The 15036-nt window shown below is 68.3% G+C and carries 15 protein-coding genes and 1 tRNA gene; 10 read left to right on the top strand and 6 right to left on the bottom strand.

Annotation, left to right across the window (positions count from 1 at the left end):
* Nucleotides 1-315: 315 nt before the first annotated feature.
* A tRNA-Asn gene (locus tag VKP62_12500) sits at nucleotides 316-388 on the bottom strand.
* 138 nt (nucleotides 389-526) lie between these two features.
* Between VKP62_12500 and VKP62_12495 the strand changes: the two genes are divergently transcribed.
* From VKP62_12495 to VKP62_12455, 9 genes are all read left to right on the top strand, one after another.
* Nucleotides 527-1825: an LCP family protein gene (locus VKP62_12495; protein ID MEB3198012.1), complete on the top strand. Its 1299-nt coding sequence runs from the start codon at nucleotides 527-529 to the stop codon at nucleotides 1823-1825.
* Nucleotides 1826-1911: 86 nt separating this feature from the next.
* Complete coding sequence (locus VKP62_12490; protein MEB3198011.1) at nucleotides 1912-2562, top strand: ABC transporter ATP-binding protein; 651 nt, start codon at nucleotides 1912-1914, stop codon at nucleotides 2560-2562.
* Nucleotides 2559-3023 carry a hypothetical protein gene (locus VKP62_12485; GenBank protein ID MEB3198010.1) on the top strand — a complete coding sequence of 155 codons (465 nt, stop codon included), beginning with the start codon at nucleotides 2559-2561 and terminating at the stop codon, nucleotides 3021-3023. The genes VKP62_12490 and VKP62_12485 overlap by 4 nt, the downstream gene beginning before the upstream one ends.
* A gap of 254 nt (nucleotides 3024-3277) precedes the next feature.
* Nucleotides 3278-3736: a hypothetical protein gene (locus tag VKP62_12480; protein MEB3198009.1), complete on the top strand. Its 459-nt coding sequence runs from the start codon at nucleotides 3278-3280 to the stop codon at nucleotides 3734-3736.
* Nucleotides 3737-3956: 220 nt separating this feature from the next.
* A complete protein-coding gene (locus tag VKP62_12475) occupies nucleotides 3957-4364 on the top strand; it encodes a hypothetical protein (GenBank protein ID MEB3198008.1) in 408 nt (135 codons plus the stop codon).
* A gap of 77 nt (nucleotides 4365-4441) precedes the next feature.
* Entirely contained in the window at nucleotides 4442-5239 is a 798-nt protein-coding gene (larE, locus tag VKP62_12470) for an ATP-dependent sacrificial sulfur transferase LarE (protein MEB3198007.1), read from the top strand.
* 15 nt (nucleotides 5240-5254) lie between these two features.
* Nucleotides 5255-6037 carry a nickel pincer cofactor biosynthesis protein LarB gene (larB, locus tag VKP62_12465; protein MEB3198006.1) on the top strand — a complete coding sequence of 261 codons (783 nt, stop codon included), beginning with the start codon at nucleotides 5255-5257 and terminating at the stop codon, nucleotides 6035-6037.
* A complete protein-coding gene (larC, locus tag VKP62_12460; GenBank protein ID MEB3198005.1) occupies nucleotides 6034-7302 on the top strand; it encodes a nickel pincer cofactor biosynthesis protein LarC in 1269 nt (422 codons plus the stop codon). Before larB ends, larC begins: the two co-directional genes overlap by 4 nt.
* A 142-nt stretch (nucleotides 7303-7444) precedes the next feature.
* Nucleotides 7445-7933, top strand: a complete 489-nt coding sequence (locus VKP62_12455; GenBank protein ID MEB3198004.1) for a bifunctional nuclease family protein — start codon at nucleotides 7445-7447, stop codon at nucleotides 7931-7933.
* A gap of 33 nt (nucleotides 7934-7966) precedes the next feature.
* Here VKP62_12455 and VKP62_12450 read toward each other — a convergent pair whose 3' ends face one another.
* Entirely contained in the window at nucleotides 7967-8626 is a 660-nt protein-coding gene (locus VKP62_12450) for a cyclodeaminase/cyclohydrolase family protein (protein ID MEB3198003.1), read from the bottom strand.
* A gap of 434 nt (nucleotides 8627-9060) precedes the next feature.
* On the opposite strand from VKP62_12450, the gene VKP62_12445 reads away from it, so the two are divergent.
* A complete protein-coding gene (locus VKP62_12445) occupies nucleotides 9061-9756 on the top strand; it encodes a hypothetical protein (protein ID MEB3198002.1) in 696 nt (231 codons plus the stop codon).
* 641 nt (nucleotides 9757-10397) lie between these two features.
* Here VKP62_12445 and VKP62_12440 read toward each other — a convergent pair.
* The 4 genes from VKP62_12440 to VKP62_12425 all read right to left on the bottom strand — a co-directional run bounded on the left by VKP62_12440 (nucleotide 10398) and on the right by VKP62_12425 (nucleotide 14987).
* Nucleotides 10398-12359, bottom strand: coding sequence for a hypothetical protein (locus VKP62_12440; protein ID MEB3198001.1), 1962 nt, complete (start codon nucleotides 12357-12359; stop codon nucleotides 10398-10400).
* Entirely contained in the window at nucleotides 12359-13159 is an 801-nt protein-coding gene (locus VKP62_12435) for a hypothetical protein (GenBank protein ID MEB3198000.1), read from the bottom strand. Before VKP62_12435 ends, VKP62_12440 begins: the two co-directional genes overlap by 1 nt.
* Nucleotides 13156-14112: a patatin-like phospholipase family protein gene (locus VKP62_12430; protein MEB3197999.1), complete on the bottom strand. Its 957-nt coding sequence runs from the start codon at nucleotides 14110-14112 to the stop codon at nucleotides 13156-13158. The genes VKP62_12435 and VKP62_12430 overlap by 4 nt, the downstream gene beginning before the upstream one ends.
* Nucleotides 14113-14225: 113 nt before the next feature.
* Nucleotides 14226-14987, bottom strand: coding sequence for a hypothetical protein (locus tag VKP62_12425; GenBank protein ID MEB3197998.1), 762 nt, complete (start codon nucleotides 14985-14987; stop codon nucleotides 14226-14228).
* Nucleotides 14988-15036: the final 49 nt, after the last annotated feature.

The raw sequence follows: 15036 nt of genomic DNA, 5'->3' as shown, positions 1-15036 counted from the left end.
CCTGGCCCCGGCGTCACGGTCGCCGCGTTTAGGCGGACCAGCGCGCTCTGCAGCACAGAGAGACGGCCCCCGTGGCGATGCGCCTCTCGACGGCATCGGACACGGCCCGCATTTCTCCAGCACCATCGAAGCCCACAGGCTTGCTCCGTCGTCTCGGATAGCGACGGTCGTCACCCTACCGGAGCTGCGCCACGCACCCTCGACCCACAGCCCTCAACCAGCCCGGAGACCCCCTCCGCCGATCTGGTACCCAGGGTGGTACCCACAGCAAAAAAGCCGATTCCCAGGAACCCTGGAAACCGGCTTCTTATCTAGCTCCGCCACGTGGACTCGAACCACGGACCTAGTGATTAACAGTCACCCGCTCTACCGACTGAGCTATGGCGGAATGCAGCTGCTGAAACAGCAACCTCGCAAAGGATACCAACCGGCCCGCGCGGGTGTCAACCCCGCTCGCAGCGGCCCGTCCCCTCGAACGGCCGCGTTATGGTATCGTGGTTCACGCATCCTCCCCCCGCTCGCCCGCATGAACGATCCTTACGCCCCTCGCGAGCAACCGCCTGCCCGCCCCGACGAGCTCAACGAGCTGCGGGGCATCGGCCCGTCTCGCCTGCGCGAGCGCCGGCGGCGGCGACCCAACTACGCCCTGCGTCGCCTGATGGCCATGGCGGTGTTGCTCGGCTTGCTGATCGGGGCCGCGATCGCCGTCGGCAACGTGATGCGCCACGGCACCGCGCCGGTCACGATCGCCCCGGCCTGCGACCCGGTCGACCGGATCAACGTGCTGGTGGTGGGCATCGACCCCAAGCCCTTTCCGGTCGCGGAAGGCGCCAAGGAGAGCAAGCGCCTCGCCGACACCCTGATGCTCTTCAGCCTTGACCCCCGAGCGCAGCGCGGCTTCGTGCTGTCGATCCCACGGGAAACCAAGGCCACGCTGGGCAGCGCGGGGGAAGGCGTGCTGGGGGACGCGCTGGCGGTGGGAGGCCTGTCGCTGGTGCGTAACACGATCGAAGACCTCACGGGCCTGACCATCCAGCATCACCTGGCGCTCGAACTGGAAGGCGCCAAGACCATCCTCAACGAACTCGGCAACTGCGAACTCTATCTGAACCGGCCTGTCCGGGTCGAGGAACCGAGCTTGGGCTTGCGCCTGAATCGCGAGACCGGCTGGCAGCTGTTGCGTCCGGAAGATACCCTGGCTTTCGCGTTTCAGCGGACGGAGGACGAGATCGATCGCCTCGAGCGGCAACAGATGCTGGTGCGCATGTGGCAAAATACCTTGCGGGAAAGCTGGAACAACCTCTGGTTGAATCGGGTCGTTTCGCGCGCCGGAGCGGTGATGGAGACCAATCTCAATCGGCCGGAGTTCGAGAAGCTCGTGCTCAAATGGCGCAAGATCGAGGGCCGGAATCTGACCTTCGCCCTGTTGCCTGGTGAGGCAAATGACCGCGGGGAGTGGGTTCTGGTGCCCAAACGCTGGGAGGCGCTCTTGCCCAGGTTGCAAAATACGCCCACCCTCAAGTCGCCGGAGGAGCTGCGTGCCACCGTCGAGGTGCTTTACGAGGAAGGCCCGGAGGAAAAGGTGGTCATGCTCGCCAACACGCTTCAGGAGCAGGGTTTCCAGGTGGTGCGCCACGCCAAGGCACCCCAGGCCATCGACGAGACGGCCGTGATCGATCGCCTGCCCGGCTCCCAGCGCTCGGCCGCGCTGCTGGATGCCTTGCTCGACGCGATCGGGCCGGCTCGGGTTGAACTGTCTGCCGATGCCGCCTCAGCGTATGGGGCCCACATGACGGTGCGCCTCGGACGGCGCTTCTTCCGTTGATGCAGGCGACCGACGCTCCCCTGGCTCTGCCGGCCTTGCAAGCCGAAGGCGTCACCAAGGCCTTGCACGGGGGTGACACCACGGTGATGGCGGTGAACGGCGTCAGCCTGCGCATCGACCGGGGCGAGTTTGTGGCCATCACCGGGCCCTCGGGCTCAGGCAAGAGCACGCTGCTGTATCTGCTCGGCGCCCTCGACCGCCCCACCAGTGGCAGCGTCCGTATCGACGGCGCTGACACGGCCCGCATGCACGATCCTGAACTGGCGGCGCTGCGCAATCGACACGTCGGCTTCGTGTTCCAGTTTCATTTTTTGTTGCCGGAACTCACGGCGCTGGAAAACGTGGTGTTGCCGCAGCTGGTGGCCGGCGTGGCCCGGGCCACGGCGCAGGCCCGGGCGCAGGAGCTGCTGGAGCGCCTGGAACTCACCCACCGTGCCGGGCATCGTCCTCACGAGCTCTCCGGGGGCCAGCAGCAGCGCGTGGCGATCGCCCGGGCGCTGGCCAATCGCCCGCTGCTGCTGCTCGGCGACGAACCGACCGGCAACCTGGACACGGGCAACAGCCATAAGGTCTACGAGTGGTTGCGCGAGCAGAACCAGCAGCACGGTCAGACGATCGTGCTGGTGACGCACAATCCCGAACTGGCCGAGGCCGCCGACCGGGTCATCGAGCTGGTGGATGGCCAGCTGGTGGCGGACGGCGCGGGGCGGCTGGCGCCACCGGGAGGGTCGCCGTGAACGTCGCGCCGGAGCAACTCATCCTGGCGATCGAAAGCGCCCTGAGCGCGACTTCAGGGGCGTCGAGCCGGGACGATGAGGTCGGCCAGGCCGCGGCCTTCATCGCGCAGGGGGTGCGCCGGCCAGGTCAGCTGATCGACCTGGAAATGGACGACGTGAGCGGCCTGATCGAGGATTTGCCCGCCAGCCTGCTCAACGTGCGGGTCTTCGAGGACGAGGAACTTTGCGGTCAGAGCTGGGCCTTCGCGCCCTGGTTGCGCGAGGTCGACGGCGCGGTGATCGAGGTGCTGGGCGGCCCCGACCTGACGCTGTTCGAGGTCTCCCAGCTGACGGATCAGCTTTACGCCTGGATGCCCGCTGAGGTGCAGGTGGTGCTGGGGGCGGCGCTCGCGCAGTCACTGCAGGGCCACCTGCGCCTGCGCATCGTGGGCCTCCGAAGGGTCTCGTCACAGGCCCCCTAGCTTCACGCAGAATATTCCGCCCCGCCCCAGGGGGCCCGCTCACGGTCGCCACGATGAGCGGGAGGGCGCCCAATGTTCGTGGCCCTGATGAGCGTGTGGAGCGCGGTTTCCGCCCGTGGATGTGCTGCGGAGGAACGGGCGCGTCCGGGCTTTTTGATTAATATGAGATTAAGCAAAGATGAAAGACACATGATGATTTGTTACGATGACGACAGCGCCGCGTTCGTTTCAAGACTGTCTGGAGAGTGCCCCCCGTGACCCGTATCGTTTTGCTTGGCCTGGCCGCCACCCTGACGCTGGCCGCCTGTGGCCGCGCCCAGACCCCCTCGACCGGCCCGAAACCCGCCGGGCTCCGGGCGCAGGCCAAGCCCGCCGCCCAGGCTGCCTGGGCCACCCGCGTGCTGGTGAACGGTGAGCCCGCTTGGGATTACATGAGCGCCCGCGAGAACGACACCTGGACCTTCACGGTGGAAGGCGCGCACATCGAGCAGATCCGCTGGAAGACCGATGCCCGCATGATCGGGGCGGCCAACGCTTCCACCATCAAGGTGAATTTCCCGCGTGGAATGAACCTCTACGAAGTGCGCTGCAACCTGCGCAGCCAGAAGGGCGAACTGGCCGAGCATCGCATCGGGGTGTTGATGCCGAACCCTTTCCCCCAGCCCTCGCTGCCGCCCAACCCGCTGCCGCCGGTGCCGCTGCCGAAGCCGTAGGCTTCCACCGGTTGTAGGCCCTGGCCGCGGCCGAAGCGATGGACCGGCCCCGGGCTGAAACCTCGTGGGGCGGCAGGCCGCTGCCCCTGCCCGAGGCAGGGGGGCAACCGTGGTCGTCTCGACGTTGCCCGTCCGCTGAAACTTGCGCCGCGTCCCGTCCGGGGCGCGGCGTCTGTCGTTATGTTATACTCAGGGGCTGCATGGACATGGAGCACGCCGGATGAGCCAGGGTCTCTGGTCGCACGTTGCGACCTTCATCAATCTCGTTACCTTCTTTTTCAGCTTTTCCGCCTTCAGTGTGGGCCTGTACATCTCGGACCGCGTGAAGTGGGCGCTCGGACGGGGCACGCTCGCCCGCGTGGTGGATGCCTTCCTCGTGGCGGCGGCCGGTCTGACGGTGCGCACCGGCATCGAGGTCTTCGCGCACCTGCGCTGGGTGTCGCCCGGGGTCGCCACCGCGATCGGGGACCTGGCCCTGCTGGCCATGGCGGGCGGGCTGTTCGGTGCCTACCTGGCGATCGAGCGTTACTTCCGCAAGATGGAAGCCCGCGCGGCCCGGGAGGCCCGCCATCCGCGCGAGCAACGCGCCGCGCGCCCGGCCGACGCCTATTCGGATATGCCCTTGTGATTGCAACGCCGCGCTCGGGGGCTGGGGCCAGCGATGCAGGCGAGGCTTCCGTGACCCTCACCGGCAGCGAGGTCGCGCTGGCCCAGGCGGGCCTGACCCGGCTGGAAGCCGCCATCGCTCGCCACGCCTCCGCCGTGGTGGCTTTCAGCGGCGGGGTGGACTCTGCGCTGGTGGCGCTGGTTGCCTGGCGCGTGCTGGGCGATCGCATGCTGGCCGTCACGGCCGTTTCGCCCTCGCTGGCCCCTCACGAACGCGCCGACGCGGCCGGCATCGCGGCCGAACTCGGCCTGCCGCATCGGTTTCTGGAGACGGCCGAGATGGACAACCCGGCCTACACCGCCAACCCGGTCAATCGCTGTTACTTCTGCAAGCAAGAGCTCTACACCAAGCTGGGTCAGTTGGCAGAGCAGAGCGGCTTCGCGGTGGTGCTCGACGGCTTCAATCACGACGATCGCCGCGATCATCGACCGGGCCAGCAGGCGGCCCGCGAGCACGCCGCGCAAAGCCCGCTGGCCGAGGCGGAGCTGGGCAAGGCCGAGGTCCGGGCGATCGCCCGCCGGCTAGGCCTGCGAGTCTGGGACAAACCGGCCTCGCCTTGTCTGTCGAGCCGGATTCCCTATGGCACGCCCGTCACCCACGAGACGCTGGCGCGCATTGACGCGGGCGAGCAGGTGCTGCGCGGCCTGGGCTTCGCCTCGGCACGCGTGCGTCATCACGGCGAGGTGGCCCGTCTCGAAGTGCCTGCGGCGGAGCTGGCGGCGGCTCTGGAGCAGCGCGAGGCCCTGGTCGCGGGCCTCAAAGCCGCCGGTTATCACTTCGTGGCGCTCGACCTCGAGGGCTATCGCACGGGCAGCCTGAACGTCGGGCTGGGCTGAACGACGGGGGTGCCCTTGGATCCCGCGCGTTTGCAACGCTTGCTCGAAGGCGTGGCCCAAGGGGCCACCTCGGTGCCCGAGGCCATGGCCTCGCTGCGCGACCTGCCCTTCCAGACCATCGAGGGGGCCTGCCTCGACACGCATCGGGCCCTGCGCACGGGCTTTCCTGAGGTCATCTACACGCCTGGCAAGACGCTGGCGCAGATGGTGGCCATTTTCACGCGCCTGATGGCCCAGCACGACCGGGTGCTGGCCACCCGCTGCGAGGCCGCCATGGCTGAGGCCGTGCGGGCGGCTCTGCCCGAACTGGCGTGGCACGAGCAGGCCCGCGCGCTGACCTGGGGCCATCAGGTGCCGCAGCCGCCGGGCCAGGGCAGCGTGGCGGTGCTGGCTGCCGGTACGGCCGATCTGCCGGTGGCCGAGGAGGCCGCGCTGACGGCCGAGATGGCGGGTTGCCTGGTGCAGCGCGTCTGGGACGTCGGGGTGGCCGGCCTGCATCGCCTGCTCGCCCAGCGGCATCACCTCGAGGCGGCCGATTGCGTGGTCGTGGTGGCCGGCATGGAGGGCGCGCTCGCTTCGGTGGTTGGGGGGCTGACGGCCCGTCCGGTGATCGCCGTGCCGACCAGCGTCGGTTATGGCGCCTCGTTCGGTGGCGTGGCGGCGCTGCTCACGATGCTGAATGGCTGCGCCGCCGGGGTGGGCGTCATGAACATCGACAACGGCTTCGGCGCGGGCCACCTGGCCGCCCGCATCGCTCGCCAGAGCGTGCGCCAGCCGCAGGAGGCTGCACGACCGTGACGATCGCTTATTTCGACTGCTTCAGTGGCGCCAGTGGCGACATGATCGTGGGCGCCTTGCTGGACGCCGGCGTCGATCAGGCGCGTCTGCGCGAGGAGCTCTCGCTGCTGGGACTGGACGGCGTGGAATGGGAAAGCCGCGCGGTGCTGCGCCACGGGCTGAAGGCCACCAAGTTCGAGGTCACGGTGCGCGGCGCGGTCGAGGCGGCCGCCCAGCCCTATGCCCCGCCCGACCACGGGCATTCGCACGCTCACGACCACGGGCATTCGCACACTCACGACCACGGCCATCGGACGCTGGCCGAGGTCGAGGCGGTGCTGGCGCGTTTGCCGGAGGGGCCGCGCGAACAGGCGATCGCCATATACCGCCGGCTGGCGGACGCCGAGGCCCAAGCCCACGGCAGCACGCGGGATTGCGTGCATTTTCATGAGGTCGGGGCGGATGATGCGATTCTCGACGTCGCAGCAGCGGTCCTCGCCCTGCACCAGCTCGGTGTCCGCGAGCTGCACGCGTCGCCGCTGGCGCTCGGCAGTGGCCTGGTGCGCTGCGCCCACGGCGTCATGCCGGTGCCGGTTCCAGCCGTGGCGGCGCTGGTGGCAGGTGTCCCGACTTGTGACAACGGCGAGCGCGGTGAACTGCTCACGCCCACCGGGGCAGCGATTCTCACGACGCTGGTGACGCGCTGGGGGCCTCTGCCGCGCTGGCGCGCCACCGGCCAGGTCGGCTATGGCGCCGGCACGCGCGAGGGCGTGGCGGTGCCGAACCTGCTGCGTGTCATGCTGGGGGTGGCCGACGCTCAACCGGACGCGGCCGATGCCCCGGAGGCCGTCTACGAGCTGGCCGCTAACCTGGACGACCTCAACCCGCAACTGCTCGCCCCGCTGAGCGAGACCTTGCTGGCGCTTGGCGCGCTGGATGTGTGGGTCACGCCCACGCTGATGAAAAAAGGGCGCCCCGGCTTCGTGCTGCAGGCGCTTTGCCCGGCGGCGCAACGCGAGGCGCTGCTTCAGGCCATCCTGGCCGAAACCAGCACCTTGGGGGTGCGCCATCACGCGGTCTTGCGTCGCACGTTGGCGCGCCGCCACGAAGCGGTGGAGACGCCCTGGGGGTCGGTCCGGGTGAAGCTCGGACTGGAGGGCCAGGCGGTCTGGAACGTGGCGCCCGAGTTCGAGGACTGCCGGCGCCTGGCGGCGGCGGCCGGGGTACCGCTCAAGCAGGTCTGGCAAGCCGCCCTGGCGGCCGGCACCGCTCACTACCCCCGCTGATCGCCTGCAGCCGCGCCACGCGGCAGGCCGGCCCTCGCCTGGGCAGGGGGGGTGCTATAATGCCCTCAAGGTCCCTCTTCGGGCGTGGTCCCGGGGGGATGAGCGGCATCCCGCCCTGGGTGCGAGAAAGCGCAGGCTCCCGATGATCGAAATGAAAGTCTCCGGTGTCATCCTGGACTCGGCCTCGCGTCATCCGATCGTGATGCTGCGCGATATGGAGGAGCGCCGGGCGCTGCTCATCTGGATCGGGGAGCCAGAGGCCAACGCCATCTTGATGGCCCTTGAGGGCATCCAGGCCCCACGTCCGATGACCCACGATCTGGCCGTGACGCTGCTCGACAAGCTCAAGGCCACGCTGAAGGGCGTTCGTATCACGGCCATGCGCGACCAGACCTTCTTCGCTGAACTGGATCTCGAGGTGGATGGCAAGGCCACGACCGTGGACGCGCGCCCCAGTGACGCGATCGCCCTGGCGCTTCGCTGTGAGGCCGCCATTCTGGTCTCGCCGGATGTGATCACCGCCAATGCGATCCCCATCAACCCGGCCAAAGAAGAGGAAGAAGCGGAGCAGTTCCGTCAGTTCCTGCAGAACGTCAAGCCGGGCGATTTCGGCAAGTTCAACAAGGATTGATCCGCCCCCCGGCCTGGCTGATTGGGGCGGCTCTCAGGCGGTCTGAACGCCGGCCTGGCCCTGCAACAGCGGCCATAGCTCGCTTTCGGCCGTGGCGGCTTCCTCACACCACCTCGCCACGCGCTCCCGGGCCGTGGCGACCCATTCGTCCGCCTCCTGGCCCTTCAGGTTCAACGAGACCTGCAAGGCAGCCGCGCGCAACGCGGCGAGCGCTGTGAACAGGGCCGTGCCGGCATCGGCCACCAGCTCGCGATTGCCGTAACGAATCACCGTCTCGACCAGCGGCAGCAACTCAGCCGCAATCAGGCCCACCTGGTAGGGCACTTGCACGTAACTGCGGGCCGCGATGCGCATCATTTCCCGCCGGATGGTGGTCTGTTCGTCGTGGTCCGTCAGGCCGCGCGGCAGGGCCGCACTCTCCATCAGCTTGTTGAAGGCCTCGACCTCCTGATCGAGGAAGATCAGCACCTGTTCTTCCAGTTGCCGGGCGCGTTCGAGCACCCGTTCCATTTCCTCGGTCATCGGCTCGTAGCCAGGTTTCCCCGCCGTCTGGCAGCACACCATGCTGACCAGGGCGGCGGTCTGAGCGGCCGAGAGGGCGGCCATGCCGATCCCGCCGGGGGCCATGCTGCCGCCTGCCACGTCCGCGAGCAGCGACTTGACCGTCGTCTGTGCCAGTGAGTCTGTGTTCAAACCAGGGGTCTCCCGGACCGTCGGGCGCCACGTGGCGAGCCGGACAATGCCTTGCGGTCCGTCCCGCGCGGTCCCGGGGCAGTATAGGCGAGGCGACAAGCCGAGTCAATGCGAGCAAGCACCGTCGCTCACGCCGCCTGCTCGATTCGAAAGGCGGCGTGTGGGGGCCCAGCGTGTGGCAGGGGGCCGGGCTGCCGAGGCCTCAAGCCGATGGGGGCCTGGTCTGCACCGCCATGGATTGAGCCTTCCTGCAGCGGGAATAAAACATAATGTGAAGATGCCGGAAAGGCCCGTCACGAGATCGATTCCGGGTGATCCGAACCACGGCCCCGAGGCCCTGTCGCCCCTTAGGATCCGGAGCGTCGCACCGTCCGCTGGTCGGTCGGCCCACACGCGGGTCACCTGCAGGATGCACCGCCCGCAGACGAGGCAGCATGGAAGCGTTCAACCCCTCCGCCCAGAATCCCACCGACATGCTCGAGGTGCTCGAGAACCTGAGCCGTCGGCGCCGCAGCGCACGCGGCGTCAATGCCGTGGTGGTCGTGAAATCGGGGGAGCCCGGGCAAGAACAGCTGCGCAAGCCCGAGGCGACCATCACACCGGTGGCTCCCTCCGAGCGCCTCGGCATGGTGGTGTCCGAGGCCGTCGCCACGGCGATCGCCACCCAGACCGACATGACCGAGCGCTACGTCGAAGCGGCCCGGCGCATCAACGAGCTGGAGAATCAGGTCAAGGCGCTGGAGCAAGCCCGCGACGAGGCGATTCGCCAACAGCAGGAGCGGGCCCGCGCCCATGACCGCGAGCGGGAGATGCTCACCAGCGAGTTTCACGACCGCCTCTCCCGCGTGGAAGCCGAGCGAGACCTGCTGGCCGATGAACTGGCGGTGGCCAAGCGGCAGCAACTCGACGACATGGTGGAGCGCCTGGCCGAAGCCCTCAGTCCGCGCTTGTCGGGCGTGCTGGACGAGCACACCAGCCTGGCCGATCGCTATGCCAAGGCGGTCCATCGCATCGGCGAACTGGAGGGCCGCCTGGAGGCGCAGGCCGCCCAGGCCCGTCCCCGGCCCTCCTGGCACCAGCCCGATGCTTCCGCGCCGGCGCCGCGGGCCTGGTGGCAATTCTGGCGCTGAGCCACGTGGGCTGGTACCGCCGGCCCTGAGCGCCCCCCGGCGCGGAACCTTCGCCCCCAAACTGTGACACCCTGGCCCACAAGGGACCAGGGTGCCACAGGAGGAGGGGTACGGAAGGGGGATAGCCATTCGATGCTGCCTGCCGCAGCGCTCCGCGACCTCCCTGCCATGGAACATAACGGCCGTGATGCCGATCACCTTGAGGGCCCCGCAAAAAAATGTCGGCCCACGATCGGTCAGCCGTGAAGTACCCGTCTTCACGCCTGAGCAGCCAAGCCGATGGCAGGACGTTCAGGCGCCCCGCCGGGGCGCCGGAAGGAGTCCTCGCCGTCTTGGCTGATGGGCCTGAGACGGGTCTCGCTGGAGAATGAACCTGAACAAGCGGAACCAGGAATGGCGTCGATGGAAATTCACGGGCTCAGACCAGCACGTGCGGCCCCTTGGTGCAGGAACCGTACCGACCCATTCGCGAAGCTTTCCAGCCTGTTTGCCCGCCCGGATCCCACTGGGCAGACGAACAAGGCTTCCAGTTTTCAGGATAATTCCGGGACAGATGGGAAACAAGCTGGAACACGACAAATGTTTGTTAAATCGGTGTTCTGTTACCCGAGGAGGCCGCCAGCGCGCTCTGCGGCTCCCCGTCAGATGTTGATGCGCGAGCGGATCGTGTTCGGTTCGAAGCCCACGGCGCGAAAGGCGTCCGCGCGTTCTCCGAGTAGCTCCACAAAGCGATGGGGGATGTCGTGGTCTTCATTTTGCAGGATGTAGCCATAGCCCGTGTGCTGCAGGAACATGGCCCAGAACAGCTGATCCGTGGCTTCCATGGGCGACTGGGCGATCGCCTCGTCGGCCTCGTCGCCCCAGCCCCCCTCGCGCAGGCTGAGCGCCGCATAGCGTAGTTCGCCGCCGTCATCGTGCTGGCGATCGTTGGCCCAAGCGTGGAAGAAGGTCGCGTGGTAGATCACGTAGCGGCACCACTGCGCGAGGTCGTCCCATTCGCCCGCCGCCGGCGCGTCCGTCTGCGTGAGGGGTCGTACGGCGCGCGTCACGCCATCGATCACCGCACGGGGGCTCGTGACATCCCCCCGTTCGCCCGCATCGAGCACCACGTCGTGAGGGACCTGCAAGGGGGGCACGGCCGGCACGCTGTGCCGCACCATGTCATCCGACATGCGGCGCAGCTCCGGCCAGTTGGCCAGGATCGCCTCGCGATGCGTCTCCAGAAATTCCGCCACGTGGCGGGTGAGCACCTCCCAGTAGAGGCGCGCCGCCTGCGCGAAGGTGTGCTGCGGCACCAGCGGCCGACGCGGTTCCCAGCCCTTCCAGTCCAGCCGGCCCAGCGCCTCCACGAACAGCGCATCGACCGCGCGGCTGGTCAGCGCGGACGCCGCGGACACATAACCACGTTCGCCGAAGATCAGGTCGCTCCCCCCGTGGTTGATCACCGCCACCTCCTTGAGATGGGGGAACAGCAGCCGTCGCAGGGGGCTGCGCCGCAGGTTGCGGTAGGCGGCCACCGCGTACTGCTCCACGTTCAGATGGGAATCGGCCAGGTGGGCCACGATCTGGCCGTGCAACACCCAGGCGCAGCGAAACAGGCGCTTGGCCCGCTGCCAGTCGGCACCATCGGCAGGGGTCAGCAGGCGTTCGGGTTGTAGCGGCCCGAACGGGGCCGTCGCGCCCGGTTCGCGCAGCTGGATGCGCAGGCGCGTCAGCCGCAGCGTCTCACCGTCCGGCACGAACCAGGCATCGGCGTTGGGCAAGGTGTGCACACCGTCCATCTCGCAGGCGTCCCAGTTGAACCCGACCCGCCACTCCCCCGGGTAGCGCGTGTCCCCCACGGGCAGGCAAGGGTTCAGACCGTTCAGAAGGCGGTCGACGAAGTAGGCATCCGAGCGAGTCAGCCCTGGTGACTGCTTTTCCAGGTGCAGCGTGCGGTTTTCCGGGTAATCGCGCTGGATGGTCGTCAGGTGGGGCAGGTGGGCCGAGAGCTTGTGGGCCACCTGGTGCCGGGTGCGGATCAGGCCGTATTCGGCCATGGTCTTGAGCAGCGCGGTCTTGCGGCCGCGCGCGTAATCCTGTGGAGGCTCGGCCCCGGTCGGCACCAGCACGCGCGGCAGCGGACTGTCGTAGGTGTAGGGCCAGTACGGCACCGCGATCGTGCCCAGTTCGATGGTCGCCGCGAGGTCCTGCCCCAGCTGGACGGTATGCACCTCGTGGGGCTGCCATGTCGCCTCACCGTGCGGACCGAAGACCTCTTGTTGCTCGACAACGCGCAACTCCACCGGATGCCGGGTGTGCGCCGGTGCCGCGAACGAGAGCACGAAGGCCCCGTCCAGGTCCGATTCGCCCTCGGCCAGCAGGACCGAGCCGCCCAGCGCATGGCGCTCGCGTACCTGCAAGCTGAAATGATGCAGCGGCGCGGGCGTGATGCCCGGCTTCCAGTCCTGGAAGACCAGACGGCCCGTCACCTGGTGCATCGGCTCGCCGCTCTCAGGCGGATGGTGGGTATCCAGCCACTGCGCCAGCTGCTGGCGCCCTTCCGGGCTCAGGCGTTCCAGAGCCCGGCTCAGGGCAGGCAGCGAGGGCTCGGTCGGTGGCATCAGACGGCCTCAGGGGGCTGGTGGGGCTCCGGGGGGGCGTGGTGGCGCGCGTGCTGGATTCCGCTGGCAGCCAGCCGGCTGCCCTTGATCAAGTCGGGTAGGGCGCGCGTCAGGGCGACCCCGCCCAGCAGGCCCATGCCGTGGGGGCCTGTCGCCGCGCCGGCCCCTTCCGCCGCGCCACCCAGTTCCTGGGCTTCTACCGGCAAGGGAAACGCCAGTTCCAGGCCGGCCAGGGTCACCAGCAGCACCGCCACCACCAGCTGGACGGCTGGCCGCTCGGCCAAAGCAGCCAGACGATGCACCCAGGTCGGCACCCGGGAATGCTCCAGTTTTTCCAGGCCTTCCAGCAAGTCATAGGCGGTGCGGGCCAGCATGGTCAGCCCGAAAATCACCAGGCCCCAGTGCCAGTGACCCTCGTGTGGCAGGTCGTTCACGGCGTGACGGTAGGCTTCGCCGAACCCGGACAGGATCACCAGCAGCCCGACCAGGCCCTCTGCATGCGGACCCGCCAGCCAGTGGTGAAAACGAGCCCAGAAGCCGGCTTCCAGCTTGGACCACTCCCCGGCGAACTGGGTGTAAACCCCGACTTCCGCCACCGCGCGCAGGGTCACGACCGCCCCGAGCAGGGCCACGCCGTGATGCGCGCGCAGCGACAGTTCGTGCCACTCGCTGGGAAAGGCCGCCAGCGTGTGCAACACGCCGGCGATCGCCACCGTGAGACCCAGGCCCAGTTCGGCATAGGCAAACGCTGGCAAGCGCCAGCGCCGCAGAATCGCGAGCGAAGGCTTTGCCCCGGTCATGCCGGCACCTCGGCCTTGCGGGCCGCCACATAGGCCTCGGCGGCCGCCGCGCCACTGTCGATCAGGCGCTGGATCACGGCAGGGGGGGCCTTGAAGTCGGTGGCCCGCACCCCGCAGTCATTGATGAAGATCGTGCGCGCAAGATCCTCCGGATGGGTGTGCTCCAGGTTGGCCGTCTCCATCATGAAGCCCATCAGGGTGCCCGCGTAGGCCACCACGTTGTGCGTGTCCCCCGGCAGCGAGGTCCAGTCCCGCACGCCGGCCTCGGCCAGGTTCTTCGGTTCGAGCACGAAGCCGAGCGTCTCTTCCGAACGGGGGTGGCCCCCGTGGGGATGCGCCTCGTGCAACTCGGGGTGGTCGAACAGGTCGATCGGGAAATTCCAGGACATCCCGCCGTCGACGTAGTACTCGTCGTTGAGTCGCACCGGTTCGAAGATGAACGGGATGCTCATGGAGGTGCGCACCGCCTGCCAGATCGGCATGTCGGGGTGATTGTCGGCGCAGAGCACCTGGGCGCGCTGACGGGTCAGGTTGGAGGCCACGATGTAGAGGTCGTGGAAGCGGCCCGGTTCCGCCTCGGCCCGGGCCCGCAGTTGCCCGAGCGTGGTCTGACGATCGCCGGTATAGCGCGCGATCTCATCCCCGAGCAGGTCTGAGAAATGCTTGCCGGGCGCCACACCGAAATGGCGGATCAGGCGCTCCACCTCGCTGAAGATGTTCCAGCTGGTGTCGAGAAACGAGCCGAAGTCGGTCTCGCGCACCGAGCGCATCAGCCCTTCCGGCCCCGCGCCGATCGCCAGCATGCAGGCGGTGATGGCACCGGCCGAGGTGCCGGCGACGTTCTCGACCTGATCGAGCCAGCCGTGCCTGGCCAGCACGTTGATGGCACCGGCGTAGGCGGAACCCTTCACGCCTCCACCTTGGAACACGAGATTGCGAATCACGGGCGGCATGCGAAAAACCCTCAGAATCGGTTTGGGTGGACCGATCCGGTATTATGCCACAGGCAGGCATCGGCTCGCAGCAGTGCCGGGCCGATGAAGGGCGTCGCGCGAGGGCCGCGGGTTCAGCGGGGTTCGTCGAGACGGCGTGCCATCTCGTGCAGGCCGTCGCGGATCGCCAGATAGGCGTCTTCCTTGTTGCCCTGACGGGCGGCGTGTTCCAGCAGGGCCTGGCACGACTTGCGCATCGGACGGTCCTGGTAGTACTCGCCCAGCACGGACAGCACCGAGATGCCGACGCGCAGGCCCTGATCCCAGCTGGTGGTGGCTTCCAGCGTGGCGGCGCCCAGCGTGAAGAGCGGACTGCCGATCGTCAGGCTGGCTTCCCCATCCAGGCGGCTCAGGTATTCCAGCGTGGCCACCTGCACCCGGTAGCGATTCTCCGTCGTGGGGTGCAGTCCGATGTAACCGTAACCGCGGGCGGCGTGGAGCCCCATGAGCGCCGGCACGTTGCGTTTGCCGAAACCACTCAGCTTCATGTCCCGGATGCTCTGCAGGCCCAGGTCGGTGGCCTTCCAGCGAGCCTCCCAGGACGTCTGTGTCTGGGCATCCTGGATGGCCGTCACGGCCGCGCCCTTCATCCGGGTGACCACGATCGTGGCGACGCCTGGGTCTCCGTCACGCGCCTGGACACTCGCCGTGGCGGCTTTGCTGCGTCGGCTGTCCGGCAGACGCTCGAAGGCGGCCAGGATGCGAGTACCGAAGGCCGTATCGGCGGCTTGAGGCGCCAGGCTGGCGGCGCGCTGAGCGGTGCCCGTCGAGGGGGCCGGCGCGGCGCAGCCCGCAAGCAGCAGGGTGAGGGCCAGAAGGAACCGAGAACGGGGCACGGGCGACCTCTCAAGCAAGGCCTTGCACGGGAAACCAGGCCTCGTTTTT

This window comes from Candidatus Sericytochromatia bacterium (assembly GCA_035285325.1).
Taxonomy (GTDB): domain Bacteria; phylum Cyanobacteriota; class Sericytochromatia; order S15B-MN24; family JAQBPE01; genus JAYKJB01.
Note: the sequence above shows the minus strand (reverse complement) of the source record. Positions and strands in the feature narration are given on the sequence as shown.